The 23,380-nt window shown below is 58.8% G+C and carries 24 protein-coding genes and 2 pseudogenes; 21 read left to right on the top strand and 5 right to left on the bottom strand.

What is annotated here, in order from left to right:
- The first annotated feature begins 32 nt into the window (after nt 1-32).
- A complete protein-coding gene (locus tag ASD60_RS05400; protein WP_007980742.1) occupies nt 33-518 on the top strand; it encodes a chemotaxis protein CheW in 486 nt (161 codons plus the stop codon).
- Nucleotides 519-911: a DUF2802 domain-containing protein gene (locus tag ASD60_RS05395; protein WP_056853000.1), complete on the top strand. Its 393-nt coding sequence runs from the start codon at nt 519-521 to the stop codon at nt 909-911.
- A 133-nt stretch (nt 912-1,044) separates the two neighbouring features.
- Here the strand turns inward: ASD60_RS05395 and ASD60_RS05390 are convergent.
- Nucleotides 1,045-1,257: pseudogene (locus ASD60_RS05390) on the bottom strand (EscU/YscU/HrcU family type III secretion system export apparatus switch protein); the annotation flags it as partial.
- 111 nt (nt 1,258-1,368) lie between these two features.
- Between ASD60_RS05390 and ASD60_RS28020 the strand changes: the two are divergent.
- The 6 genes and pseudogenes from ASD60_RS28020 to ASD60_RS29770 all read left to right on the top strand — a co-directional run bounded on the left by ASD60_RS28020 (nt 1,369) and on the right by ASD60_RS29770 (nt 9,792).
- Nucleotides 1,369-1,644 (top strand): PAAR domain-containing protein, encoded by a 276-nt coding sequence (locus tag ASD60_RS28020; protein WP_330219570.1) that lies wholly within the window; start codon nt 1,369-1,371, stop codon nt 1,642-1,644.
- A gap of 9 nt (nt 1,645-1,653) precedes the next feature.
- Complete coding sequence (locus tag ASD60_RS05385) at nt 1,654-2,733, top strand: hypothetical protein (protein WP_056852999.1); 1,080 nt, start codon at nt 1,654-1,656, stop codon at nt 2,731-2,733.
- Between the two features lie 35 nt (nt 2,734-2,768).
- Nucleotides 2,769-5,645: a type VI secretion system Vgr family protein gene (locus ASD60_RS05380; protein ID WP_056852998.1), complete on the top strand. Its 2,877-nt coding sequence runs from the start codon at nt 2,769-2,771 to the stop codon at nt 5,643-5,645.
- A 2-nt stretch (nt 5,646-5,647) separates the two neighbouring features.
- The gene (locus tag ASD60_RS05375; RefSeq protein WP_056852997.1) at nt 5,648-7,609 is read left to right on the top strand and encodes a phospholipase D-like domain-containing protein; all 1,962 of its coding nucleotides are present in this window, start codon (nt 5,648-5,650) and stop codon (nt 7,607-7,609) included.
- Nucleotides 7,610-7,612: 3 nt separating this feature from the next.
- The gene (locus tag ASD60_RS05370; RefSeq protein ID WP_236708406.1) at nt 7,613-8,644 is read left to right on the top strand and encodes an SEL1-like repeat protein; all 1,032 of its coding nucleotides are present in this window, start codon (nt 7,613-7,615) and stop codon (nt 8,642-8,644) included.
- Nucleotides 8,645-8,724: 80 nt separating this feature from the next.
- A pseudogene (locus tag ASD60_RS29770) lies at nt 8,725-9,792 on the top strand (SEL1-like repeat protein).
- Between the two features lie 170 nt (nt 9,793-9,962).
- Here ASD60_RS29770 and ASD60_RS05360 read toward each other — a convergent pair.
- Together ASD60_RS05360 and fliK are read right to left on the bottom strand one after the other, a co-directional pair.
- Nucleotides 9,963-10,292: an EscU/YscU/HrcU family type III secretion system export apparatus switch protein gene (locus tag ASD60_RS05360; protein ID WP_056852996.1), complete on the bottom strand. Its 330-nt coding sequence runs from the start codon at nt 10,290-10,292 to the stop codon at nt 9,963-9,965.
- Nucleotides 10,289-11,863, bottom strand: a complete 1,575-nt coding sequence (gene fliK, locus ASD60_RS05355; protein WP_056852995.1) for a flagellar hook-length control protein FliK — start codon at nt 11,861-11,863, stop codon at nt 10,289-10,291. Before fliK ends, ASD60_RS05360 begins: the two co-directional genes overlap by 4 nt.
- A gap of 198 nt (nt 11,864-12,061) precedes the next feature.
- On the opposite strand from fliK, the gene ccmA reads away from it, so the two are divergent.
- The 11 genes from ccmA to phnN all read left to right on the top strand — a co-directional run bounded on the left by ccmA (nt 12,062) and on the right by phnN (nt 20,147).
- Nucleotides 12,062-12,697, top strand: coding sequence for a cytochrome c biogenesis heme-transporting ATPase CcmA (ccmA, locus tag ASD60_RS05350; protein ID WP_056852994.1), 636 nt, complete (start codon nt 12,062-12,064; stop codon nt 12,695-12,697).
- Complete coding sequence (gene ccmB / locus ASD60_RS05345) at nt 12,694-13,362, top strand: heme exporter protein CcmB (RefSeq protein ID WP_007980754.1); 669 nt, start codon at nt 12,694-12,696, stop codon at nt 13,360-13,362. The genes ccmA and ccmB overlap by 4 nt, the downstream gene beginning before the upstream one ends.
- Nucleotides 13,363-13,452: 90 nt before the next feature.
- Nucleotides 13,453-14,208 carry a heme ABC transporter permease gene (locus ASD60_RS05340; protein WP_056852993.1) on the top strand — a complete coding sequence of 252 codons (756 nt, stop codon included), beginning with the start codon at nt 13,453-13,455 and terminating at the stop codon, nt 14,206-14,208.
- Nucleotides 14,205-14,381 carry a heme exporter protein CcmD gene (ccmD, locus tag ASD60_RS05335; protein WP_008055370.1) on the top strand — a complete coding sequence of 59 codons (177 nt, stop codon included), beginning with the start codon at nt 14,205-14,207 and terminating at the stop codon, nt 14,379-14,381. The genes ASD60_RS05340 and ccmD overlap by 4 nt, the downstream gene beginning before the upstream one ends.
- Nucleotides 14,378-14,833, top strand: a complete 456-nt coding sequence (ccmE, locus tag ASD60_RS05330; RefSeq protein WP_056852992.1) for a cytochrome c maturation protein CcmE — start codon at nt 14,378-14,380, stop codon at nt 14,831-14,833. The genes ccmD and ccmE overlap by 4 nt, the downstream gene beginning before the upstream one ends.
- A 3-nt stretch (nt 14,834-14,836) precedes the next feature.
- Nucleotides 14,837-16,825: a heme lyase CcmF/NrfE family subunit gene (locus tag ASD60_RS05325; RefSeq protein ID WP_056852991.1), complete on the top strand. Its 1,989-nt coding sequence runs from the start codon at nt 14,837-14,839 to the stop codon at nt 16,823-16,825.
- Nucleotides 16,822-17,358 carry a DsbE family thiol:disulfide interchange protein gene (locus tag ASD60_RS05320; protein ID WP_056852990.1) on the top strand — a complete coding sequence of 179 codons (537 nt, stop codon included), beginning with the start codon at nt 16,822-16,824 and terminating at the stop codon, nt 17,356-17,358. The genes ASD60_RS05325 and ASD60_RS05320 overlap by 4 nt, the downstream gene beginning before the upstream one ends.
- Nucleotides 17,355-17,825 carry a cytochrome c-type biogenesis protein gene (locus ASD60_RS05315; RefSeq protein ID WP_056852989.1) on the top strand — a complete coding sequence of 157 codons (471 nt, stop codon included), beginning with the start codon at nt 17,355-17,357 and terminating at the stop codon, nt 17,823-17,825. The genes ASD60_RS05320 and ASD60_RS05315 overlap by 4 nt, the downstream gene beginning before the upstream one ends.
- Entirely contained in the window at nt 17,822-19,024 is a 1,203-nt protein-coding gene (ccmI, locus tag ASD60_RS05310) for a c-type cytochrome biogenesis protein CcmI (RefSeq protein ID WP_056852988.1), read from the top strand. The genes ASD60_RS05315 and ccmI overlap by 4 nt, the downstream gene beginning before the upstream one ends.
- A 13-nt stretch (nt 19,025-19,037) precedes the next feature.
- Nucleotides 19,038-19,448, top strand: coding sequence for a hypothetical protein (locus ASD60_RS05305; RefSeq protein ID WP_056852987.1), 411 nt, complete (start codon nt 19,038-19,040; stop codon nt 19,446-19,448).
- Nucleotides 19,449-19,577: 129 nt separating this feature from the next.
- Entirely contained in the window at nt 19,578-20,147 is a 570-nt protein-coding gene (gene phnN, locus ASD60_RS05300) for a phosphonate metabolism protein/1,5-bisphosphokinase (PRPP-forming) PhnN (RefSeq protein ID WP_056853166.1), read from the top strand.
- Nucleotides 20,148-20,198: 51 nt separating this feature from the next.
- On the opposite strand, the gene ASD60_RS05295 is transcribed toward phnN, so the two are convergent.
- Nucleotides 20,199-21,098, bottom strand: a complete 900-nt coding sequence (locus ASD60_RS05295; RefSeq protein ID WP_056852986.1) for a LysR family transcriptional regulator — start codon at nt 21,096-21,098, stop codon at nt 20,199-20,201.
- 251 nt (nt 21,099-21,349) lie between these two features.
- Between ASD60_RS05295 and ASD60_RS05290 the strand changes: the two genes are divergently transcribed.
- Both ASD60_RS05290 and ASD60_RS05285 read left to right on the top strand, forming a co-directional pair.
- Nucleotides 21,350-21,562 (top strand): type II toxin-antitoxin system HicA family toxin, encoded by a 213-nt coding sequence (locus tag ASD60_RS05290; protein WP_056852985.1) that lies wholly within the window; start codon nt 21,350-21,352, stop codon nt 21,560-21,562.
- A complete protein-coding gene (locus ASD60_RS05285; RefSeq protein WP_056852984.1) occupies nt 21,562-21,966 on the top strand; it encodes a type II toxin-antitoxin system HicB family antitoxin in 405 nt (134 codons plus the stop codon). Before ASD60_RS05290 ends, ASD60_RS05285 begins: the two co-directional genes overlap by 1 nt.
- Nucleotides 21,967-22,059: 93 nt before the next feature.
- Here the strand turns inward: ASD60_RS05285 and ASD60_RS05280 are convergent, their stop codons facing one another.
- Nucleotides 22,060-23,265, bottom strand: a complete 1,206-nt coding sequence (locus ASD60_RS05280; RefSeq protein WP_056852983.1) for an MFS transporter — start codon at nt 23,263-23,265, stop codon at nt 22,060-22,062.
- Nucleotides 23,266-23,380: the final 115 nt, after the last annotated feature.

The following is a 23,380-nucleotide window of genomic DNA, read 5'->3' as shown; positions in this document are numbered from 1 at the left end:
ACCGCCAGGGCGGTTTCTTGAGGGGTCAGGGTATGAATGACAAGGCAACGGCGGCAAAAGGTTCCGAAGATCCGATCCTGCAATGGGTCACCTTCAAGCTGGATAACGAGACCTACGGCATCAACGTGATGCGCGTTCAGGAAGTCCTGCGCTACACCGAAATCGCCCCGGTCCCGGGTGCGCCGAGCTACGTGCTGGGCATCATCAACCTGCGCGGTAATGTGGTCACCGTGATCGACACCCGCCAGCGCTTCGGCCTGATGAATGCCGAGATCAGCGACAACACCCGTATCGTCATCATCGAAGCCGACAAACAGGTTGTCGGGATCATGGTCGACAGCGTGGCCGAAGTGGTTTACCTGCGTCAGTCGGAAATCGAAACCGCGCCGAACGTCGGTAACGAAGAATCCGCCAAGTTCATTCAAGGCGTGTGCAACAAGAACAACGAGCTGCTGATCCTGGTCGAACTGGACAAGATGATGAGCGAAGAAGAATGGTCGGAACTGGAGAGTATCTGATTGATTCTTGAGGTTGCGGTCATTGTCCTGTTCCTGTTCTGGGCAGGCACGCTGGCGATGTTCCTGGCGTACATTCGCGCTCAGAAGCAGATCGCCGCACAACAGGCCCAGAGTGATGCGCAGCGGGATCAGCGCATCAAGGACCTGGGCAAGCGCGTTGACGACTATCAGAATGGCAACGTGCGCATGGGTGAAGACCTGCATGAGCTACGTGCGATCGTCGCGCCATTGCCGGACAAACTCGTTCAGCTGGAACAGCGCGACCCCACCAGCCTGTCGTTCGCCCAGGCGGCGCGACTGGTCGGGATGGGCGCGAGCGTCGACGAACTGACCCAGTCCTGCGGCTTGACCCAGGCTGAGGCGGAGTTGATGAGCAAGTTGCATAGGAACTGATCAGGTCGTTAGGGCCTGAAATCGCCATCGCGGGCAAGCCCGCTCCCACAGGGTTTGAGTGGTGGTCACAAACTTTGTGTGCACCATCAATCATTGTGGGAGCGGGCTTGCCCGCGATGGCGTCCTTGAATCCTCAGTAATCATCCCCGCGTTCGGTGATGTCCTTCTCGACCATGACCGCACCCGGATCCTGCCCCGCCGGAAACTTGTCTTTCAAATTCCACGCAAAGGCGATGATCTCGGCAATCTTGCGATACAACTCATCCGGAATGCTGTCGCCCAATTCCATTCGCGCCAGCAACCTCACCAGCTCGGCGTTTTTGCAGATCGGCACTTTGTAATCTCGTTGCTGGGCGGTCCTAGGACAAGGACCACGCCGTCCTACGACCCCAGGCTACAAGTTTTACGGAATGCGCCGACTTGTGACAATTGTTTGCCGTCAGTACCGTGCAGCACAGTGCAAACACGGACGATTCCTGTGCGACCAATCATCGTTATCGACGACCCGACTTCTAGCGGAGGGAGGGTGCTTGAAGGATCACCCTCGACTTTTATCAATGGTCTCGCGGTTGCGAGACTGGGCGATCGGGTGTCCTGCCCTCACGGGGAGTGTTCCATCGTCAGTGGTGACGAAACGCTGCTGGTCGATGACAGAGCGGTGGCCCGCGACGGTGATCTGGTTTCCTGTGGTGCGCGGTTGGTTGCTACACAAAAGGACACCGGCGTTCTCTAAGGATTAGGGATGGCAATCCGTACGAGTATCTACGATCGAATCTCCGAGCGGCGTTTGGCCGCGCAGGAGCAGCAACGTCTGGCAGGCATGGTATTTCCCGAGGGCAAATTCGCCTCCGCCAGCGTCGACATTATCCGGGCCTGGGTCTGGCTTCCTTGTGGCTCATATGACGCGCCGTTGCCAGCGAGTGAGCTGGCGGGGCTGCATGCCGACGTCATTCAAGACCCACGCCTGCTTGATACGCGGGGACTTAGTCGGCCTGTCCGCCGTTTAGCCACCCCGGCCACAGGATGGCCGGAAGCCGAGGCGCTCGGTCGCTCCAGCGAAATCCTCAAGGCAGCTCTGAACACATGGGCGCCGGCATTTCGGCATTCAATCGACTGGCGCAACACCCAGGTTGTGTTGTTCGTTCCGGGTGCAGTCCGCGCCATGGACTGGCTTGATCGAGCCCTGAGCCTTTGGCCGACTGAGCTATTGCCGCATCGTGGTTTTGACCTGCAGACACAATCTGCGGCGCAGTGGTTGCCCGAGGTTCTGGCTCACAGTGCGGGAGCGCAATACCTGATGTGCCTTAGCCTGGACACGTGGGCCTGCGAGGAACAGATAACATTGTGTCCGCCTGAGGAGATGGCTGGCGAAGCGGTTAGTGCGGTGCTGCTGCGCCGCCAATCGGCGCAGACAGATCCGAGGTCCCACAGCCCCCTGAAGCTGTTTGCGCCGATCGAACTGGATCACCTTGCTCGCACTTCACGGGATCGCCCCGATACGCAAATTTTCGAAAGGTTGATGACAGCGCTGTGTGAGGTTACGGCCATTAATCTTGCGCGAGTAAGCGTGCTGATCTCAGGTGGCGCGCTCGATCGCCAGCGGCTCATCCAGCTCAACGAGTATGCCCGGGACTTTTTGCCCGGGTTGGATCTTGACCGACAGATCTGCCTCAGCCCCCTTGGCGCTCGATTCGGGCCAGTGACCGAGCAATGGGTACAAATCGGCCTCGCCTGGCTGACCGCCCGCGCTGAACCTGGCTGCGCCGTTTGGATATTGGACCTTACCTCGGCCAACCAGACCCAAGGCTGGCTGATCGGCTGAAGCATCAAGGACTCATGACAAAGGGAGTTTGAACGGTGAATTCAATCACTGACACCGCGATGTCCTCGTTCGGCCATCCGCTGAGCCAGGCCGAGCGCTTGTTGCAACTGACAACACCCCAAGGGCAAGAGCTGTTCGCGCTGCGAGCCCATGGTCAGGAGCGGTTGGGTCGAGTGCCGCGTTACACGGTCGACGTGATCAATCAGGCTGCAGCATTCGACCCGGAGCTACTCATTGGTCAGGCGGTGCAACTGGGCATCAAGCTGGACGACGGTAGCTACAGCCCCAGGCATGGCTGGGTGGAAAGCGTGCGTTACCTGGGAAGCGACGGCGGGCTGGACGACTGGCAACTGGTCTTCGCTCCCTGGTTCAGCCTGCTGGAATACCGTGTGGATTGCCGGATCTGGCAGGAAATGAGCCTTCCCGACATCCTTGCCCAAGTGTTCCAGCACTATAGCCAGGCGAGGGGAGCGTACCGCTTCGAACTGTCACGGGAATATCCACTGCTGTCCTACGTCACCCAGTTCAACGAGACCGATGCCCATTTCGTGCAGCGTTGGTGTGAGCAAGAAGGTTTGTTCTGGTATGTGCAACATGAGGTGGACAGTCACTGCATCGTTTTCACTGACAGTCTCATGTTCCTGCCGACCCTCACCCCGGCGACCCTGCGGTTCCACACGCAACAGGCGGCCGACCTGCAAGACAGCATCACTCAATGGAGCCCCGGTGCCCGATTGCTCAATGGTGCAGTGCAAGCAAGCAGCAATGACTATTTCTGTCATGCCCGATCACAGGTCACGCGAACCGTGGCGCTGCCTGCTGCATCGGCGCCACCGGATCTCGAACGTTATCAATACCGGGGGCAATATGCCTGGCAGAATCCCGACCGTGGCGATTGGCTCAGCCGTGTGCAGATTGAACAGGACGAATCGGCTGCCAGACGCATACAGGGACAAGGCGGCGTGCGCCAGATGCAACCCGGTCATGGATTCGAACTGGCCCAACATCCGTTGTATGAATTCAAGACGATCAAGGAGCGCCAATTCCTGATCATCGCGGTGGAGTTCTTCGCCCAGAGCAACCTGCCAGTCGGCATGCAGCGAATCAGCCCGCCCGGCAGCCTGAATGCGCTTTTCGAATCCGAGCAGCGCCAGTCGATGTACGCAGTGAAAAGCGAAGGCTTCTACCTGAACCGCTTTGAGACTCAGCGACTGAACATCGCTTATCGCAGCCCGTTCGCTCATGCCAAACCGGCCAGTCCCGGCCCGCAGACCGCAGTCGTAGTGGCCCCGAGCGGCCGCGAAGTCTTTACCGACAGCCTTAATCGGATCTGCGTGCGCTTTCATTGGGACCGCCTGGTAAAGGATGGCGAACTGGGCTCATGTTGGCTGCGCATGATGCAGGCCAGCAGCGGCCAGGAGTGGGGGAGTGTGAATGTGCCCCGCTCTGGTGAGGAAGTTGTGATCACCTTCCTCGACAACGACATCGACCGGCCACTGGTGATGGGGCAAGTCTACGGCGGGCATAAGCCCGCCTGGCACTCAAGCGGTTTGATGAGTGGTTATAAAAGCCGGGAAATCCAGGGGCGCGGCTACAACCAGTGGGTGATGGACGACTCCACGGGCCAGGTTCGTACCCAGATCCACAGCAGTCATGGACACAGCCAGCTGAACCTCGGCTACCTGATAGATCAACAGGGCAATCAGCGCGGCGGCTTGCGCGGCACCGGTTTTGAGTTACGTACGGATGCCTATGGTGCCTTGCGCGCGCAGCAAGGGCTGTATCTGAGCACATGGCCGCGCAACAACGCTCAAGGCGGCCAGGTCGATGTTCGAGAAGCCCGGCTGCAACTGACGAATGCTCAGGAGCGCGTAAGGGCATTGTCCGAGGCCGCTCAGCAGCACAATGCCCTGCCGATGCAGGGGGGCGTCGACAGCCTTGAGCAACTGACCGCCGACACTCAGCTTAACTATGGCAGCAATGACAACAGCGTTTCCAGCGCCAAGCGGCAAACGCGCAACGCGGGTGATACCGATGCAGCGATCAGCAGTGGCGGCCGGGGCCAGACCCCCGGTTACTACAAACCGTTGCTGATCGCTTCGGCCCCGGCCGACATCGCCACTGCGACGCCGCAAAATACCCACCTGCACAGCGGCAAGCAGTTGACTCTCTCAACGGGTGAGGACATCAACCTCGCCAGCGGCAAGTCATTGCTGGCCAGCGTCGCTGAAGGGATCAGCCTGTTTGCCCGGGCGGCGGGCGCCAAATTGTTTGCGGCCAAAGGCAAGATCGAAATCCAGGCGCAGAGCGATTGCATCGAACTCACCGCCAGGGACAGCGTGCGCATTACGTCGACCGCACGCACCGTCGAGATCGCCGCGCAGGAGGAAATCCTGCTCACCAGCGGCGGCGCCTACATCCGTATCAAAGACGGCAATATCGAAATCCATGCGCCCGGCACCGTTGATGTAAAGGGTGTAAAGAAAACGTTCAGTGGCCCGGCGCAACTCAATCGCGATAACCCGGCGTGGCCCACAGCCTCGCTCAGGCAAACGCTCACATTGATGGTGGGGCAAAGCAGTGTCGCAGGTTATCAGCCCTGGGCAGGCATGCCTTACAAGGTGTTCGCCGATGGCGCGCCGGCTGGAAACGGCGTCATGGATGCCAGTGGCCAAATCGCCGTTGATCATCATGCCACCACCAGCCGTTACCGCATCGAGCTGGCTAACGGGGTCAAGTACAACGTGCCGGTGGCCGGCGACTACACGGATGATCCGGACAACGCCGAACGGGCGAATCAGGGTTTTCAACGCCATTCGAGCCAGCCACATCCCGAGATCACGCCCCCGGATGACGCCAGTCAGTTCCGCCAGGCTTACACCCAACTTAACTCGCCGAAGCCGGAGGCTTGAAGATGACCACCCCCACGATCACTGTCCCGGTAGCCACCAGCAAAACCATGTCATGTCAGCTCAACCTGCCGTGGTTCGTGCAGAACACCGAATACCATCCGGTGCCCGCGACATTCGAACCTCTGGTCAACGGCGAGCGTGCGTTCGGTGCGGTGTATGACGCCATCCTGGCGGCCAAAAGCAGCGTGGAAATCATCTGCTGGGGCTTTCAGCCTTCGATGTATTTCAAGCGGGGCGACACCAGTTCGCTGTGCATTGGAGATCTGCTGATCAAGAAAGCCAACGAAGGTGTTCAAGTCCGGATCCTGTGCTGGTACGACACGTTGCGCGTGGCCCAGACTTCGGAGAATTCGACCCCGGGTGACAACGTTTCCAATTGGTTCGGCAAGTTCAGGCAAAACCGAAACGACGCGCAAGTCGAGTATGACAAGTTGTGGTATCGGCAGATCCGGCTTGCCTACACCGGCGCTGAAACCGGTCCGATCGAGCTGGGACAACGCTTCTTCCGCATGCTGATGTGGGGCAATGAGCCCTCGTTGAGCATCAAGAACATCGAGTTCGTTACCCGCGACTTCGGCTTGCTTGACCGGGCAGAGATTGCCTGGCGGCTGGCCATGAAATCGATGGATGAGGATCGCAGTACACGCAACAAAGTCATGAGTTCGGTGGCGATGTTTGCCGAACCGACCCATCACCAGAAAATGGTCCTGGTGGATTATGAAAAACCGCAGGTCGCGGTGGGTTTTGTCATGGGGCATAACACGCTGGATGCCTACTGGGACAACGACCAGCACGGCTACGAGCGACTGCACCCACAGTTCGGACGCAATGGCGAAACGCCCAGGCAGGATATTTCCAGCCGGGTGACCGGCCCGGTGCTTGAGCACCTGAATCACAATTTTTGTGTGGCCTGGAAAAAAGAAACCCGCATCGACCTGCTGGCTTCTCGTCAACACATCGCCCCGCAACTTCACGTACGACCAGGGCATGGCACCGCCGTCATGGCCCAGATCCTCAGGACGCAAAGCCAGGACAACAAGCGAGACATCGAGAAGCTGTATTTGAAAGCCGTCAACAACACGACCCGATTCATCTACATCGAGAACCAATACTTTCGCTGGCCACCCCTGGCGGAAAAAATCAAAAGCGTTGCGCAAGCCCTCATCGACGGCGGGCGCGATCTCGAAACATATGGGCCGCTCTATCTCTTCGTCGTCACCAACTCCACCCAGGAGGCCATGGGTGACGGCTCGGTCAATACGTTCCGCATGTTGAAGCAATTGGGGCGTCCGGAACTGATGCCGGGGGTGGCCAGAGCCGAACGTCGTGACCAATTGTTGGCCGACATTGAGCAAGCCAAACAAGCAGAACGTTTGGCCACGGTGAACAAAGGGGTTTTTGAAAGAATATACGGCACTGACCCTGAGGCGTCGGCGGCGCGCTATTTCGAAACGCTGAAAACCAACCTGGCGCAGGCACGGGCCAAGGTTGAAACGCTTGAAAAAAGACTTCCAGGCCTTGATCGGGAAATTATTTCACCGTCCGAAATTCCCGGGTTGAAAGTGCATATCTGTACGTTGGTAGCGCCAGACTCACCGCCCGGACAGTGGATGGATGTGTATGTGCACAGCAAGTTGATGATTGTCGACGATGTTTTCACCACCCTCGGCTCAGCGAACATCAATACCCGCAGTATGCAGGTAGACAGTGAGTTGAATATTTGTATTGAGGATCCTGCGGTTACGAAGCCGTTGCGGGAGCATTTGTTTGGGGTGCATACGGGGGGTGAAGCGTTTGGATCTGATATGGATGGGATGTTCAAAAGGTGGAATGAGATTCTTGTAGAAAATAACGCCCGAAGAGTGGAGGGACTGCAAAGAAAAATGGCAATGGATTTAAAATCTCCAGTTGCGTCGTTAGTTGAATTTTTGCAAGAGAGTCCTGAAAGAAAGAATTGGGACTGAGCGATGAAGAAAGTAATTATTGTTTTATTTTTTTGTTTTTTTATGTTGGCGTGTTCGAAAAAGGAAGAAAGGATGCTCGAACCTTCGCAAATAGACTTTGCCTACGGTAAATTGGGGTTTAAGTGTGTGTATGAACGCGATTCCTTGCCGGAATTGAACAAGGACGCGGACGTCCTCTATCGGTATGGCCTTTACTTGGAAAAACGTAAAGGACAGAAGGATTACAACGACATCGCCCGCTATTATCGTATCGCGGCTGCACATGATCATTACAAAGCCGCGACTAATCTGCAATATCTGCTGTCAACCGGACAGACCCATTCTCCCGACTCAAGCAAAGAGACCATTGATCTAGCTGAGTACTATGTGGCCAAAGGCATTCCTGGGTCCTATTACGACATGGCGCATTACCTGGAGTTAGGTTATGGCGTCAAACAAGATGTTGCTGCTTCCAGAGCTTACTTTCGGAGGGCTGCCGACTTGGGAAGTCCAGACGCTCAGTATTACATAGGCCGGCTTCTCTCTTACGTTCCCAATACGGCTGATATCATGATGGCAATGTACAAGTGTGCGATGGAACAAGGGCATCGATTAGCAGGAAGAAGTTATTCAAGTTATACGAAAGTAATCGGAAAGTATCAAGAAGCTCTGCACGGTTATCATGCGGCAACCCGAAATGGCGACGATCTGAGTGCGTATAGCCTCGCTAATGCATTCAAAGGACCACCTGTGTCTAATGAACTAAGCTATTTGGCATTACATCGAGATGACGAACGCGTCGATCGATACAATAAAATCAGCGACTTCCTGACACGCCACGAACACCTCGGCGCAAAAGTTCCCGACCTGGATGACATCGTCCCACTCCCACCTGCGACCCTTCCCGAGTGGGATGGCACCTTCCAATGGAAACGAGAGCGTGACTCGGCGGTGCCCGTCATTCCTTCCGCAGAGCTGATCGAGAAACTCAGCGCAGAGAAAGGCCTCGACCCTGCCACCGGCCTGCCACTGCCAAAACTCAGCGAGGCCACCTGAGCATTACCGTGTGGATTTGTAAGTGGGCAGTTTGGGAAGTGAATGGATGATAGCGAAGGTACTCAATGAAACGTGATGACATGCGGCGAAACTTGATAAGTAATCGGCTTGGGGTGGGTAGGCTGTTACTGGCGTTTGTCAGCTACTTGCTGATCACGGCCTGCTCAGAAAAAGACGAGCCAATGCCTGAATCTGCGTCGGCGGACTTCGCTTACAGTAGTCTGGAATTCAAGTGCGTTCACGAAAGCGATTCGTTACCGGTATTGGATCAGGACGCGGACATTCTCTATCGGTATGGTATTTACCTGGAAAAACGTAAAGGGCAAAAGGATTACACTGAGATCGCCCGCTATTATCGTCTCGCAGCTGCACACGACCATTACAAAGCTGCGACAAATTTGCAATACCTCCTGTCAACTGGGTAAGCAAGTTCTCCTGGCGCAAGTAAGGAAGTTATCGATCTGGCTGAATATTATGTCGCCAAAGGCATCCCCGGGGCGTACTACGACATGGCGCATTACCTTGAGTTGGGTTATGGCGTTAAACAGGATGTTGCCGCGTCTAGAGCGTATTTTCGGCAGGCAGCCGATTTGGGGAATCCGCACGCCCAATACTACATAGGTAGACTTTTATCTTATGTGCCCAATATGGCAGATGTTATGTTGAAAATGTACAAGTGTGCTATGGAACAAGATAGTGCCCTAGCGGCAAGATACTACGCAGTTTACTCGAACGGCTCGGAGCTATACCAAGAGGCCCTGCGCGCACATCAAACAGCTATCCGAAATGGCAACGTCACTAGCGCACATAGTCTTGAAAATGCTTTTAAAGGACCACCGCCATCTGATGAACTTTACTATATGGCATTAGAACAAGATGACGAACGCGTCGATCGATACGGTAAAATTATGTTTTTTTTGAGTCGCCACGAACACCTCGGAGCAAAAATCCCCGACCTGGATGACATCGTCCCACTCCCCCCTGCAACCCTTCCCGAGTGGGATGGCACCTTCCAATGGAAAAGAGAGCGTGACTCGGCGGTGCCCGTCATTCCCTCCGCAGAGCTGATCGAGAAACTGAGCACAGAGAAAGGCCTTGATCCTGCCACCGGCCTGCCACTGCCCAAACCCACCGGGAGCTTTAATTGATCATGGCCCGGCACTGGCTGCCCGCGAATGGGCATTCTGAATAAACGCGGCGCACTTGAGTCCATCGCGAGCAGGCTCGCTCCTACAGTCGTTCGGTGTCGTTCACAAAATCCGCTGCCGCCACGGATCACTGTGGGAGCCAGCCTGCTGGCGATGGCGTCCTTGAATTCTTAGTAGTCCTCCCCGCGTTCGGTAATGTCCTTCTCGACCATGACCGCATCCGGATCCTGCCCCGCCGGAAACTTGCCTTTGAGATTCCAGGCAAAGGCGATGATCTCGGCAATCGTGCGATACAGCGCTTCCGGAATACTGTCGCCGAGCTCCATCCGCGCCAGCAGTCTCACCAGTTCGGCGTTTTCGTAGATCGGCACTTCATAGTCGCGGGCGATCCGCAGGATTTCTTCCGCCAGTTCTTCGTCACCCTTGGCTGTGAGGGTAGGGGCGTGGCTGCCGTCGTATTTGAGGGCGATGGCCTGGCGTGGGGCGTTGGGATTGTTCATGCGTTCTCGTCGACCCAGCGTTGTTCGAGGCGGGTTTGTGGGCCTTGGGGCGGTTTGCCGTGGTGGCAATCGAGATCGCCGACGTTCAGGCCGCAATCGAGCATGCGCGCGCGCAATGTCGCCAGATTGCTTTCGATGAGGCTGGCGGTGTACGGCCGTTCGGCCCACAGCTGACTGGACAGGCTGCCCTTGATCAACTGCGCCTGGACCTGAATCGGCCCCAGCGGCTCCATGTCGAAGGCCAGATCGACCCGCCAAAGTTGTTGTTTCGGCTCGCGCTCGTCGCGGCGTTCCTGGGATTGATCGCTATCCGGTGCGTCTTCGCGCTGGAACTTGATCTGTAAGGGCACGATGTCCTGCAGATTGCGCATCGGCACTTCCAGCTGCCAGGTGCTCATCAAACGTCCGTCGTTGGTCACTCCGGTCTGCTCCAGGCTCGACAATTGATGACTTTGCAGGCGTGAAACCGCGGCGGCGGCGAGGCGCAGCAGGTGTTCGAGGTCGTCTTCGCCGTCCGCGCTCTGCAACATCCGTTCGGGCAGTGGAAAACTGGTGGGCGACGGCTTGGCACTGACCTGTCCGAGCATGCCCAACGCGTTGCGCACGAAACTCGGCATCGCCTGGGCCAGGGTGTTGGCGGCGATGATTGCACCGAGATTGGTGCTGGCCGGCAGCCCCGGCGTCAGTTGCGCGATCAGCTTGAGCAGGTCGCCTTTCATGTCGGGTGCCAGTGCCGGGTTCTGGCCGGTCAGCAGTTTCGATTCGAGGAACGCACCGCTGCCGGCGAGCGCCAGCGCAAGGCCTTTTGGTGTACTCAGCTGATGAACGTCCGGCAGGCCGGCCAGCAGCTTGTCTACCGCAGCACGCACGTCACTGGAGTTCTGGTTCGAAGGCGGCAGGTTTTGCAGGAGCTTGAGCAAGCCATCCAGAGAACCCTGACGGCTGGTCTGGCTGACCAGTTGCTGGGTTACCGCCAACTGTTCCTGACGGCTGCTCAGCGGTACGAATTTCAGCGTATGCGTGTCCTGCACCTGCGCGCTGAGCAAGGTGCCGATGCGCAAGGGTTGCGGGCTGTCGACACTCAGGGTGCTGCCGCTCAATGCGGTATTGAGCAGGCTGACCATCGAGCGAAACACCGTCGGTTGGCCGGGCACTTGAGGCAACACCTGGGAGGTCAACACTTTGCCCTGCAACAGCGTACCGACTGGCAGTTGCGCGGTGTCGATGCGGGTGAGCGTGGCGACGCTGGAAGCAATGGCTTGTTGAACGGTGATCGCCAGATTGCCCGCCGACGGCTGGGTGACAGCCACGCTGGTGCCCTGGGCCAGCGGTTGATTACTGGTGGCCTGGACCGTGGTCTGGCGGCCGCTTTCGAGGGTGACCTTGAGCAATAGCTGGAACGTCTGGTCCGCCTGCTTGAGCGACAGCACTTCAGCCTTGGCGGTCTGGCCCGCCGTGATCAGACCTTCGATGGGCGTCAGCAGCTTGAGCAACTCGCCGCTTACTACCTGTGGGCGCGCAGATGTCGGGGTGATCTGCGGTAGCGGGAGGATGTTCATTTCGCCTGTCATACGCGGTCACAACCTTGGGAAAATGCACTCTTTAGAGTAGGAGCTGGCATGTATAATGCCGCGCAGTTGTATACAGAGTGCCGGAAACATTGCAATTATTTGATCCAGCTCGTTAGTTCGGGCCGCCATTACATTTATCCTGCATCTCTTTAACGGCCGCGCCAGAGCCGACTTGAACCGTATAAGGCCCGTGAACCCTTGACCAGTCCTGTCCTGCAAACCGTTGCCCTTGCCTGTGAGCGAGACCTTCGGCTGCTCTTCGAAAATCTCGATTTGCGACTGGCCAGTGGCGAAATGGTACAGATCAGCGGCCCCAACGGCAGCGGCAAGACGAGTCTGTTGCGTCTGTTATCAGGCCTGATGCAGCCGACGGCCGGTGAGGTTCTGCTCAACGGCCAGCCGTTGAACGAGCAACGCACCGAGCTGGCGCGCAATCTGTTGTGGATCGGCCATGCCGCCGGGATCAAGGACTTGCTGACGCCGGAAGAGAACCTGAGTTGGCTCTGTGCCCTGCATCAACCGGCTTCCCATGAAGCGATCCGGGACGCTTTGGCCGCAGTCGGGCTGCGCGGTTTCGAAGATGTGCCTTGTCACACATTGTCCGCGGGCCAGCAACGCCGCGTTGCCTTGGCGCGTTTGTATCTGGAGAGTCCGCCGCTGTGGATTCTCGACGAACCGTTCACGGCTCTCGATAAACAAGGCGTGGCGCAACTCGAAGAACACCTGGCCGTGCACTGCGAACGCGGTGGGATGGTGGTGTTGACCACTCACCATACGCTGAGCCGCATGCCGGCCGGTTACCGCGATATCGATCTGGGGAAATGGGCCGTATGAGTGTATTCGGCCTGTTGGTGGCCCGTGAGGCCCGATTATTGTTCCGCCGTCCTGCGGAGCTGGCCAATCCGCTGGTGTTTTTTGCGATTGTCGTTTCGCTGTTCCCGTTGGCGGTCGGTCCCGAGTCTCAATTGTTGCAAACCTTGTCTCCGGGGTTGGTCTGGGTGGCCGCGCTTTTATCGGTCCTGCTCTCGCTGGACGGGCTTTTCCGCAGTGATTTCGAAGACGGATCGCTCGAACAGTGGGTCCTTTCGCCGCACCCCCTGGCTCTTCTGGTTTTGGCCAAGGTGCTGGCACACTGGGCGTTTTCCGGCCTGGCACTGGTTTTGCTCGCACCCTTGCTGGCGTTGATGCTCGGTTTGCCTGCCGCCTGTCTGCCGGTGTTGCTGCTTTCGTTGTTGCTCGGTACACCGGTGCTGAGCCTGCTCGGAGCGGTGGGCGCAGCGCTGACGGTGGGTTTGAAGCGCGGCGGCCTGTTGCTGGCGTTGCTGATTTTGCCGTTGTACATCCCGGTGTTGATCCTTGGCAGTGGCGCCTTGCAGGCCGCCTTGCAAGGCATGCCGGCGACCGGTTATCTGCTGTGGCTGGGTAGCCTGACCGCCCTGGCGATAACCCTGACACCTTTTGCAATAGCTGCTGGCCTGAAGATCAGCGTCGGCGAATAATAACGAGGCCTGGTCATTTTTTGATCACTTCTTTTGAAGAAAGACAGGCCCTGGCTCTTCACAGTAAAGAGCAACCGTGACGGAAACACTATGAACTGGACGTGGTTTCACAAGCTCGGCTCGCCCAAATGGTTTTACGGCATCAGTGGCAAAATGCTGCCATGGCTGAGTGTCGCGGCGTTGCTGCTGATCGGCGTTGGAGTGGTCTGGGGCCTGGCGTTCGCCCCGCCGGACTACCAGCAGGGCAACAGCTTCCGCATCATCTATATCCACGTTCCGGCCGCCATGCTGGCGCAGTCCATCTACGTGATGCTGGCGGTGTGCGGCGTCGTCGGGCTGGTGTGGAAGATGAAACTGGCCGACGTCGCCCTGCAATGCGCAGCGCCCATCGGTGCCTGGATGACTGCCGTGGCGCTGGTCACCGGGGCGATCTGGGGCAAACCGACCTGGGGCTCATGGTGGGTCTGGGATGCACGACTTACGTCGATGCTTATCCTGCTTTTCCTGTACTTCGGTCTCATTGCGCTGGGCAACGCCATCAGCAATCGTGACAGTGCGGCCAAAGCCTGCGCGGTGCTGGCGATTGTCGGCGTGATCAATATCCCGATCATCAAATACTCGGTGGAGTGGTGGAACACCCTGCACCAGGGCGCGACTTTCACCCTCACCGAAAAACCGGCGATGCCCGCCGAGATGTGGCTGCCATTGCTGCTGACGGCGCTGGGTTTCTACTGCTTCTTCGGCGCGGTATTGCTACTGCGCATGCGCCTTGAAGTGCTCAAGCGCGAAGCACGGGCCAGTTGGGTGAAAGCCGAAGTGCAAAGCAGCCTGGAGGTCGCTCGATGAGTTTTGCGTCATTCGGCGATTTCCTCGCCATGGGCCATCACGGCCTGTATGTCTGGTCGGCCTATGGCATTTGCCTGGCAGTGCTGGCCCTCAACGTGGCGGCGCCGATCCTGGCCCGCAAGCGGTATCTGCAACAAGAGGCGCGTCGTCTGCGCCGGGAGAACGGCAAGTGAATCCCCTGCGTAAAAAGCGTCTGATCATCATTCTGGCGATTCTGGTCGGCGTCGGCGCTGCCGTCGGCCTGGCCCTGAGTGCCCTGCAGCAGAACATCAATCTGTTTTACACACCGACCCAGATCGCCAACGGCGAAGCCCCCCAAGACACGCGCATCCGCGCGGGCGGCATGGTCGAGGCCGGTTCCTTGCAGCGCTCCGGCGATTCGCTGGACGTGAAGTTCGTCGTCACCGACTTCAACAAATCCGTGACCATCGCTTATCGCGGCATCCTCCCGGACCTGTTCCGCGAAGGGCAGGGCATCGTTGCCCTGGGCAAACTCAATGCCGATGGCGTAGTGGTGGCCGATGAAGTGCTGGCCAAGCACGATGAAAAGTACATGCCGCCGGAAGTGACCAAGGCGTTGAAAGACAGCGGTCAATCGGCTCCAACGCCCGCGAAGGAGGGTTGATCCATGACATCCGGCATCTTCATTCCCGAGCTTGGCCATTTGGCCATGATCCTGGCCCTGTGTTTCGCTCTGGTTCAAGCCGTGTTGCCGTTGATCGGTGCCTGGCGCGGTGACCGTTTCTGGATGAGCCTGGCCCAGCCAGCCGCGTGGGGGCAGTTCGCGTTCTTGCTGTTCGCCTTCGGTTGCCTGACCTACGCCTTCATGGTCGATGACTTCTCCGTGGCCTATGTGGCCAATAACTCCAACAGTGCGTTGCCGTGGTACTACAAGTTCAGCGCGGTGTGGGGCGCCCACGAAGGTTCATTGCTGTTGTGGGCCTTGATCCTCGGCGGCTGGACCTTCGCCGTCTCAGTGTTCTCCCGGCAGCTGCCGCAAGTCATGCTGGCCCGCGTCCTGGCGGTGATGGGCATGATCAGCACCGGTTTCCTGCTGTTCCTGATTCTCACGTCGAACCCGTTCAAGCGCATCCTGCCGCAAGTGCCCGGCGATGGCGCCGACCTTAACCCGTTGCTGCAAGACATCGGCCTGATCGTGCACCCGCCGATGCTGTACATGGGCTATGTCGGTTTCTCCGTGGCCTTCGCTTTCGCCATCGCCGCGTTGATGGGCGGGCGACTCGACGCGGCGTGGGCGCGTTGGTCGCGTCCGTGGACCATTGTCGCCTGGGCTTTCCTTGGCATCGGTATCACCCTCGGTTCGTGGTGGGCTTACTACGAACTCGGCTGGGGCGGCTGGTGGTTCTGGGATCCGGTGGAAAACGCCTCGTTCATGCCCTGGCTGGTGGGCACGGCGCTGATTCACTCGCTGGCGGTCACCGAGAAACGCGGCGTGTTCAAGAGCTGGACCGTGCTGCTGGCGATTGCTGCGTTTTCGTTGAGCCTGTTGGGCACTTTCCTCGTGCGTTCCGGTGTGTTGACCTCGGTTCACGCCTTCGCCTCCGACCCGGAACGCGGCGTGTTCATCCTGATCTTCCTGCTGTTTGTGGTCGGCGGTTCGCTGACCCTGTTCGCCTTGCGCGCACCGGTGGTCAAGAGTCAGGTCGGTTTCAACCTGTGGTCCCGGGAAACCTTGCTGCTGGGTAACAACCTGGTGCTGGTGGTGGCGGCGTCGATGATCCTGCTCGGCACGCTGTACCCGTTGATTCTCGATGCCATGACCGGCGCCAAGCTGTCGGTCGGCCCGCCGTACTTCAACGCGCTGTTCATTCCATTGATGGCGTTGCTGATGCTGGTGATGGCGGTCGGCGTGATCGTGCGCTGGAAAGACACCCCGGTGAAATGGCTGGTCAGCATGCTGACCCCGGTGCTGCTCGGCAGTGCCGCGCTGGCGGTGGTGGCCGGCGTTGCCTACGGTGATTTCAACTGGGCAGTGCTGGCGACCTTCATGCTCGCCGCCTGGGTGTTGCTGGCCGGCGTGCGTGACATCTTCGACAAGACGCGCCACAAAGGCCTGATCAAAGGCCTGCCAACCCTGACCCGCAGCTATTGGGGCATGCAGGTGGCGCACCTGGGGATTGCCGTGTGTGCGCTGGGTGTGGTGTTGTCGAGCCAGAACAGTGCCGAACGCGACCTGCGCCTGGCGCCGGGTGAATCGATGGACCTGGGCGGTTACCAGTTCGTGTTCGAAGGCGCCAAGCACTTTGAAGGTCCGAACTTCACGTCCGACAAGGGCACCGTACGGGTGATCCGCGATGGCAAGGAAATCAGCGTGCTGCATCCGGAAAAACGCCTCTACACCGTGCAGAACTCGGTAATGACCGAAGCCGGGATCGACGCCGGTTTCACCCGTGACCTTTACGTCGCACTGGGCGAGCCGCTGGGCGATGGCGCCTGGGCGGTGCGCGTGCACGTCAAACCGTTCGTGCGCTGGATCTGGTTCGGTGGCTTGCTCACGGGCCTGGGCGGGTTGCTGGCGGCGCTGGATCGGCGTTATCGCGTCAAGGTCAAAAGCCGCGTGCGTGAAGCACTGGGCATGTCGGGAGCCACTGCATGAAGCGTTGGTTAATGTTGTTGCCGCTGGCGATTTTTCTGCTGGTGGCGGTGTTCCTCTATCGCGGTCTGTACCTGGACCCGGCCGAGCTGCCTTCGGCCATGATCGGCAAGCCGTTCCCGGAGTTTTCCCTGCCAGCGGTGCAGGGCGATAAAACCCTGACCCGCGCCGACATTCTGGGCAAGCCGGCGCTGGTCAACGTCTGGGGCACCTGGTGCATTTCCTGCCGGGTCGAGCACCCGGTGTTGAACAAACTGGCCGAGAAGGGCGTGGTGATCTATGGCATCAACTACAAGGACGTCAACGCCGATGCCTTGAAGTGGCTGGCGGAATTCCACAACCCGTATCAACTGGACATCCGCGACGATGCCGGCACCCTGGGCCTGAACCTCGGTGTTTACGGCGCTCCGGAAACCTTCTTCATCGACGCCAAGGGCATCATCCGCGACAAGTTCGTCGGCGTGATCGACGAGCAAGTCTGGCGTGAAAAACTGGCGGCCAAGTATCAGGCGCTGGTCGACGAGGCCAAGCCATGAAGCGTTGGATCGCCGCCGTTGTCCTGGGCCTGAGCATGGCCGGTGTGGCCCATGCCGCCATCGACACCTACGAGTTCGCCAAGGAAGGCGACCGCGAGCGTTTTCGCGAACTGACCAAGGAGCTGCGTTGCCCCAAGTGCCAGAACCAGGACATTGCCGATTCCAACGCACCGATCGCCGCTGACTTGCGCAAAGAAATTTTCCGCATGCTTGGCGAGGGCAAGGACAACCAGCAGATCATCGACTTCATGGTCGATCGCTACGGTGATTTCGTCCGTTACAAACCCGCCCTCAACGCCAAGACCGCCTTGCTCTGGTTCGGCCCTGCCGGCCTGCTGCTGGGTGGTTTGGTGATCATCGCGGTGATTGTCCGCCGTCGTCGTGTGCAACGCGCCGATACCCCGGACTCGCTTTCTGCCGAGGAGCGCAAGCGCCTCGATCAACTGTTGGATAAAAACCAAGAATGATTGATTTCTGGCTCGCTGCAGGTCTGCTCCTACTGGTGGCCCTGAGTTTTCTGCTGATCCCCATTCTGCGCAGTCGTCGCGCCCAGCTTGAAGAGGATCGTACCGCCCTGAACGTTGCGTTGTATCAGGAGCGCGTGGCTGAGTTGCAGACTCAGCAGGAAGAGGGCGTACTCGACGCCGCGCAAATGGCTGCCGGCCGCGCCGAAGCAGCCCGTGAATTACTCGCCGACACCGAGGGCGTTGCCGCGCCGCGTGTCTCGCGTCTGGGCAAACCGGCACCGCTGTTGGCGGCGATCCTGGTCCCCGTGCTGGGCTTGGCTTTGTACCTGCATTTCGGTGCCAGCGACAAAGTCGAGTTGACCCGGGAATTCTCCCAGGCACCGAAGTCGATGGAAGAAATGACCCAGCGTCTGGAGCGTGCAGTCGCGGCACAGCCAGACTCTGCTGAGGCGCTGTATTTCCTTGGCCGTACGTATATGACTCAGGATCGTCCGGCCGATGCAGCGAAAATTTTCGAGCGCACTGTGAACCTGGCCGGACGTCAGCCCGAATTGTTGGGGCAGTGGGCGCAGGCCTTGTACTTCGCGGATGGCAAGCAGTGGTCGGACAAGATCCAGGCGTTGACTGACGAAGCGTTGAAAGCCGACCCGAAAGAAGTCACCAGCCTCGGTTTGTTGGGCATCGCGGCATTCGAAGGCGAGCGTTACCAGCAAGCGGTCGATTACTGGAATCGCCTGCTTGAGCAATTGCCTGCGGACGATAAATCGCGGATCGCGCTGCAAGGCGGAATTACCCGCGCCACCGAGAAACTGGTCGCCAGCGGTGGTCAGGTGGCCAAGGCGCCAGCGGCCAAGGCATCGGCATTGCTCAAGGTCAGTGTCGATCTGGCTCCGGAGCTCAAGGCCAAGGTGCAGCCGGGTGACAGCGTGTTCATCTTCGCCCGCGCCACCTCCGGCCCACCCGCGCCATTGGCGGCCAAGCGCCTGACCGTGGCCGACCTGCCGGCAACCGTCGAACTGGGCGATGCCGACGCAATGATGCCGCAGTTGAAACTGTCGAACTTCCCTGAAGTCCAACTGGTTGCGCGCATCTCCCGCGCCGGCCAACCAACGGCTGGCGAGTGGATCGGTCGCAGCCAGCCACTGTCCAGCAGCACGACAGCGCCGCAAAAACTGACCATCGACAGCCCGGACAAATAACAGGAATGCAAACATGACCGCCATCGCTCGAATTACCCTGCTCAGCGTTGTTTTAGGGCTGAGCGCTTGTGCGGTTCAACGGCCTCCGATGGAGCAGCCGGCGCCGTCACGGATTCCGCCGTCGCAGCCAAGTACCAAGCCTGCACCGACTACCGTGCCGAGCAAACCGACGACGCCGGCCAAGCCAGCCAAACCGTTGCCTCGCACTTCCGCCAGTTTCGCGCCGCCGCCCGGGGGCAACAGTCACTGGGATCCCAAGCTTGGGGTTTATGTGCTGGATGATCAGCCCAATACTTTTTATCGCCAGCGAACCTATTACCGCTGGGATAATGGCTGGAGCCGTTCGATCAGTCCGAAGGGGCCTTGGGAGGAAACGGATATTCATGGGGTGCCGGGTGGTTTGGGCCGGCAGTTCGGGCAATGATGCAAAAGGCGACCGTCAAGGTCGCCTTTTTTTGGCCGTTGAAACCGTTGCGCCATCGTCGAACAATGCACGGTCAGGACCGTTTGCCAGTGGCCTTACCAATAAACGACCAATGCCGAGGGTATGTTGATGTCAGGCAGGTTGATCTATCTCATCGGACCTTCCGGTTCGGGCAAGGACAGCCTGTTGGATGCTGCGCGCGCGCGGCTGGCCGAACGTGGCTGCCGCATCGTTCGACGCGTGATCACACGTTCGGCCGAAGCGCTGGGTGAAGCGGCGCTGGGCGTCAGCACGCAGCAGTTCGCCGAGATGGAAGCACAGGGTGCGTTTGCCTTGAGCTGGCATGCCAATGGCCTCTCGTATGGCATCCCGCGGGAAATCGACGATTGGCTGGCCGCTGGCAATGACGTGCTGGTCAACGGCTCGCGCGGGCACTTGCAGAACGCTCGCGCGCGTTATCCGAACATGCACGTGGTGCTGCTGACCGTGGACCAAACCGTGTTGCGTGTACGTTTGTTGGCCCGAGGGCGCGAATCCGTGGCGGAAATCGATGCGCGACTGGCGCGCAATGCCCGTTTCAACAAGCGTGTCCTTGCCGACAACGACCCGACCTTGCGGATACTCGACAATTCCGGAGCCTTGGAAAATACAGTGACGCGCTTGCTTGAATGCATTGATGAGCAATCCGCATGGGCATGATGCTGGCGGCCGGGTCTACCTCGGTTGAATTTCGGTAAAAGCTTCGCCCCGTCATCGATGGGCACTGGCCTGTGTCATCAACAATCCCTGCACATATTCCACAAACGCCCGCGCCTTGGCGCTGGCCATTCTGCCGGTGGGGAACACGGCCCACAGGTCCTGATTGGGCAAGCTCCATTCGTGCATGACTTCACGGACCGCGCCGCTGGCCAGCTCCGGCGCGAACATCCACTGCGACGCCATGGTCAGCCCTTGATGGGACAGTACGGCCGCACGCAATCCTTCTGCGGCGCTGATGCGCAGGCGGCCATTGATGATCACCGATTGCTCCTCTCCAGCCTTTTTGAACAGCCAGTTGGCGCTGCCGCCCAGGGTGTAGACGATTGCCTGATGATTGCACAGGTCTGATGGACAAGTGGGTTCAGGGTGTTTTTCGAAGTACGCCGGTGTACCCAGCACGACGCGCCGACATTCGGCGATCTTGCACGCGGTGAGCCCCGAGTCGCTCAAGGTGCCCATTCGCAGAGCGACATCAACGCCTTCTTCCACCAGATTGACGTTGCGATCATCGAGCATCAGGTCAATGTTCAGTTCCGGGTTCTGCTCAAGAAATGGCCCAAGGTACGGCACGATATGTATTCGGCCGAACGTCACCGCAGTGCAGACACGCAGATTGCCAGTCAGCCCGCGGGCCGCACCGCGGGCGGCGGCCTCTGCCTCATCGGCTTCTTCGAGGGCGCGTTTGGCCCGCTCGAAGAATGCCAGCCCGGCCTCGGTGGGCGCCAGGCCCCGGGTGGAACGCAACAACAGTCGCACCGCCAGCCGCGATTCGAGTTGCGCGATGATTTTTGACACGGCGGGCTGACCGATATTCAGGCGTCTGGCCGCTGCGGAAAACGACCCGGTTTCCACCACATAGACAAAGGTTTCCATTGCGCCCAGGCGATCCATTTGTAGTCCTTTTAGAGATTCAATGCACAAGCGAACCTGCTGGCGATGGTCACCTATCGGTCAGGCCCTGGTCATTGAGTGTAATCGGGGCAGGCTTTGGCGTAACCGGCCACGCCGCTTTCTGCCGGAAAGGAAGAAGCGTCGGATAACACACTTTGTAAAACAGCCGAGCGTCGCGTCTGGCGTTTTTGTGCTTGAGTAAAGATAACTCTAGGGTTACTTTTGATTGGGCCGAAGCAAGGAGGCGGGTGGTGCAGAGCAGGCTATTGATCAAGGAAATGATGGAGGCGGGTTGGACACTGGATCGGGTCACTGGCAGTCATCACATCTTCACTCACCGTTTCAACCCATACACGATTCCCGTTCCCCATCCGAAAAAGGCTTTACCCCTGGGAACGGTCAAGAGCATCAGGAGGCGAGCCGGGCTGTACTGCCCGCCAGCCAGTTACGCAGGAGATCCATAATGCAATATCCAATCTGTATCGAATGGGGCGACGAGAACACTGCCATCGGTATTCAGATCCCCGACATTCCCGGTGCGGTCACGGCCGGGGATACCTTTGAAGATGCTTACAACGCTGCTGTTGAAATTGCCCACATCATGCTGCAGGAAATAGCCGCAGACGGAGAAACGATTCCGATGCCGACTTCAGCGGCGATGCATCGTGCCAATCCGGAATTCGCCGACATGGGCTGGGGCATGCTGGAACTGGACATCTCGCCTTACATGGGCAAAACCGAGAAGGTCAATGTCACCTTGCCCGGCTATGTGATCCAGCGTATCGACCGCTATGTGCGTGAGCACAATGTCAAAAGCCGCTCGTCATTTCTGGCGGATGCGGCGCTGGAGAAGCTGGTTCGGCAATAAGTATTTTCAACTGCACGGCAATCGAGAGCAGGCTCGCTCCCTCAGTGTTCACCCATGACTTGTGGGCGTGAGCCTGCTCTGGATGTTCTGAAACTAAGCCGTCGCCAACGCAGCCTTCTGCGAAACACACAGAAACCGCACCAGCGCCAACAACGCAAACGCACTGCCGACAATCACAATCCACAACCAGCCTCCGTGTTCGTACACCGGGCTGGCCACCGAAGAGCCGAATGCGCCGCCGATGAAGATGCTGGTCATGTACAACGCATTCAGGCGACTGCGGCTTTTTGCATCGAGGGCGTAGACCGCGCGCTGGCCGAGGACCATGTTCATCTGTACGCAGAAATCCAGCAGCACCCCGGTCACGGCGAGGCCGATGACGCTGTAGATCGGGTGGATGAACCCGGGCAAAAAGCTCAGGCTGGCGAACAGCAACGCCAACAGCGAAGCAATGCGAGTATGCCCGGCGTCGGCGAGACGACCAGCGATGGGCGCGGCGATGGCGCCGATGGCTCCAACCAGGGCGAAGATCGCGATCTGGCTTTGCGACAGTCCATGGTTGCGCGCCAGTTCCAGCGGCACGGCAGTCCAGAACAGGCTGAACGTGGCGAACATGCAACCCTGATAAAACGCTCGTTGACGCAACACCGGCTGCCGACGCAACAGCGTCCACAACGAACCCAGCAGTTGGCCGTAGGAGGCGCTGTGATCAGGCTGGCGCTTGGGAATGGTCACCGCCAGGACAATGCTGATCGCGGCCATCAAGATCGCCGCGATCACGAACATCGCTCGCCAGCCGAAATGGTCGGCGACGACACTGGAAACCGGTCGGGCCAGCAAAATCCCCAGCAGCAAACCACCCATGATCCCGCCGACCACGCGCCCGCGAGACTCTTCCGGCGCCAGATGCGCGGCCAGTGGAATCAGGATCTGCACCGACACCGAACTGAATCCCACCAGCAGCGAAATCAGCAAAAACACGTTCGGCTGATCGGTGAACGCCGCGCCCAGCAGGCTGGCAATCGCCACCAGTGTGGTGATGATCATCAGCCGGCGATTTTCCAGGAGATCGCCCAAGGGCACCAGGAAAAACAGGCCCAACGCATAGCCGATCTGGGTCAGCGAAACGATCAGGCTGGCCATGGTGTTGGTCAGGCCGATGTCTGGAGCAATCAGGCCGATGATCGGTTGGGCATAGTAGATGTTGGCGACAATGGCGCCGCAACAGAAGGCGAACAGCAGCACCATGCCTCGGGTCATTGTCGCGGTGCCATGAGGCACCTGGGTCGCGGGTTTCATAATGTGTCTCTTAGTACAGAGGGGATGCGCGCAGGGTAAGGGCCTGGCCGAAACGGCGGAAGAGGGATTGCAGTGATAGTAGTCATTCCATTGCGGAATGAGAGACGGGCTTGCG

Origin of the sequence: Pseudomonas sp. Root562, assembly GCF_001427125.1 — a bacterium.
In the GTDB taxonomy this organism is placed as follows: Bacteria; Pseudomonadota; Gammaproteobacteria; order Pseudomonadales; family Pseudomonadaceae; genus Aquipseudomonas.
The sequence above is the reverse complement of the archived record's forward strand: the minus strand, read 5'-3'. Positions and strand labels throughout refer to the sequence as shown.

What these genes read in the sequence shown, in the direction of transcription:
- ASD60_RS05400 (WP_007980742.1), top strand. Translation starts at nt 33, where the DNA reads ATGAATGACAAGGCAACGGCGGCAAAAGGTTCCGAAGATCCGATCCTG.
- ASD60_RS05385 (WP_056852999.1), top strand. Translation starts at nt 1,654, where the DNA reads ATGGCAATCCGTACGAGTATCTACGATCGAATCTCCGAGCGGCGTTTG.
- ASD60_RS05375 (WP_056852997.1), top strand. Translation starts at nt 5,648, where the DNA reads ATGACCACCCCCACGATCACTGTCCCGGTAGCCACCAGCAAAACCATG.
- ASD60_RS05370 (WP_236708406.1), top strand. Translation starts at nt 7,613, where the DNA reads ATGAAGAAAGTAATTATTGTTTTATTTTTTTGTTTTTTTATGTTGGCG.
- ASD60_RS05360 (WP_056852996.1), bottom strand. Translation starts at nt 10,292, where the DNA reads ATGAACAATCCCAACGCCCCACGCCAGGCCATCGCCCTCAAATACGAC.
- fliK (WP_056852995.1), bottom strand. Translation starts at nt 11,863, where the DNA reads ATGACAGGCGAAATGAACATCCTCCCGCTACCGCAGATCACCCCGACA.
- ccmB (WP_007980754.1), top strand. Translation starts at nt 12,694, where the DNA reads ATGAGTGTATTCGGCCTGTTGGTGGCCCGTGAGGCCCGATTATTGTTC.
- ASD60_RS05340 (WP_056852993.1), top strand. Translation starts at nt 13,453, where the DNA reads ATGAACTGGACGTGGTTTCACAAGCTCGGCTCGCCCAAATGGTTTTAC.
- ccmD (WP_008055370.1), top strand. Translation starts at nt 14,205, where the DNA reads ATGAGTTTTGCGTCATTCGGCGATTTCCTCGCCATGGGCCATCACGGC.
- ASD60_RS05325 (WP_056852991.1), top strand. Translation starts at nt 14,837, where the DNA reads ATGACATCCGGCATCTTCATTCCCGAGCTTGGCCATTTGGCCATGATC.
- ASD60_RS05320 (WP_056852990.1), top strand. Translation starts at nt 16,822, where the DNA reads ATGAAGCGTTGGTTAATGTTGTTGCCGCTGGCGATTTTTCTGCTGGTG.
- ASD60_RS05315 (WP_056852989.1), top strand. Translation starts at nt 17,355, where the DNA reads ATGAAGCGTTGGATCGCCGCCGTTGTCCTGGGCCTGAGCATGGCCGGT.
- ccmI (WP_056852988.1), top strand. Translation starts at nt 17,822, where the DNA reads ATGATTGATTTCTGGCTCGCTGCAGGTCTGCTCCTACTGGTGGCCCTG.
- ASD60_RS05305 (WP_056852987.1), top strand. Translation starts at nt 19,038, where the DNA reads ATGACCGCCATCGCTCGAATTACCCTGCTCAGCGTTGTTTTAGGGCTG.
- phnN (WP_056853166.1), top strand. Translation starts at nt 19,578, where the DNA reads ATGTCAGGCAGGTTGATCTATCTCATCGGACCTTCCGGTTCGGGCAAG.
- ASD60_RS05295 (WP_056852986.1), bottom strand. Translation starts at nt 21,098, where the DNA reads ATGGATCGCCTGGGCGCAATGGAAACCTTTGTCTATGTGGTGGAAACC.
- ASD60_RS05285 (WP_056852984.1), top strand. Translation starts at nt 21,562, where the DNA reads ATGCAATATCCAATCTGTATCGAATGGGGCGACGAGAACACTGCCATC.
- ASD60_RS05280 (WP_056852983.1), bottom strand. Translation starts at nt 23,265, where the DNA reads ATGAAACCCGCGACCCAGGTGCCTCATGGCACCGCGACAATGACCCGA.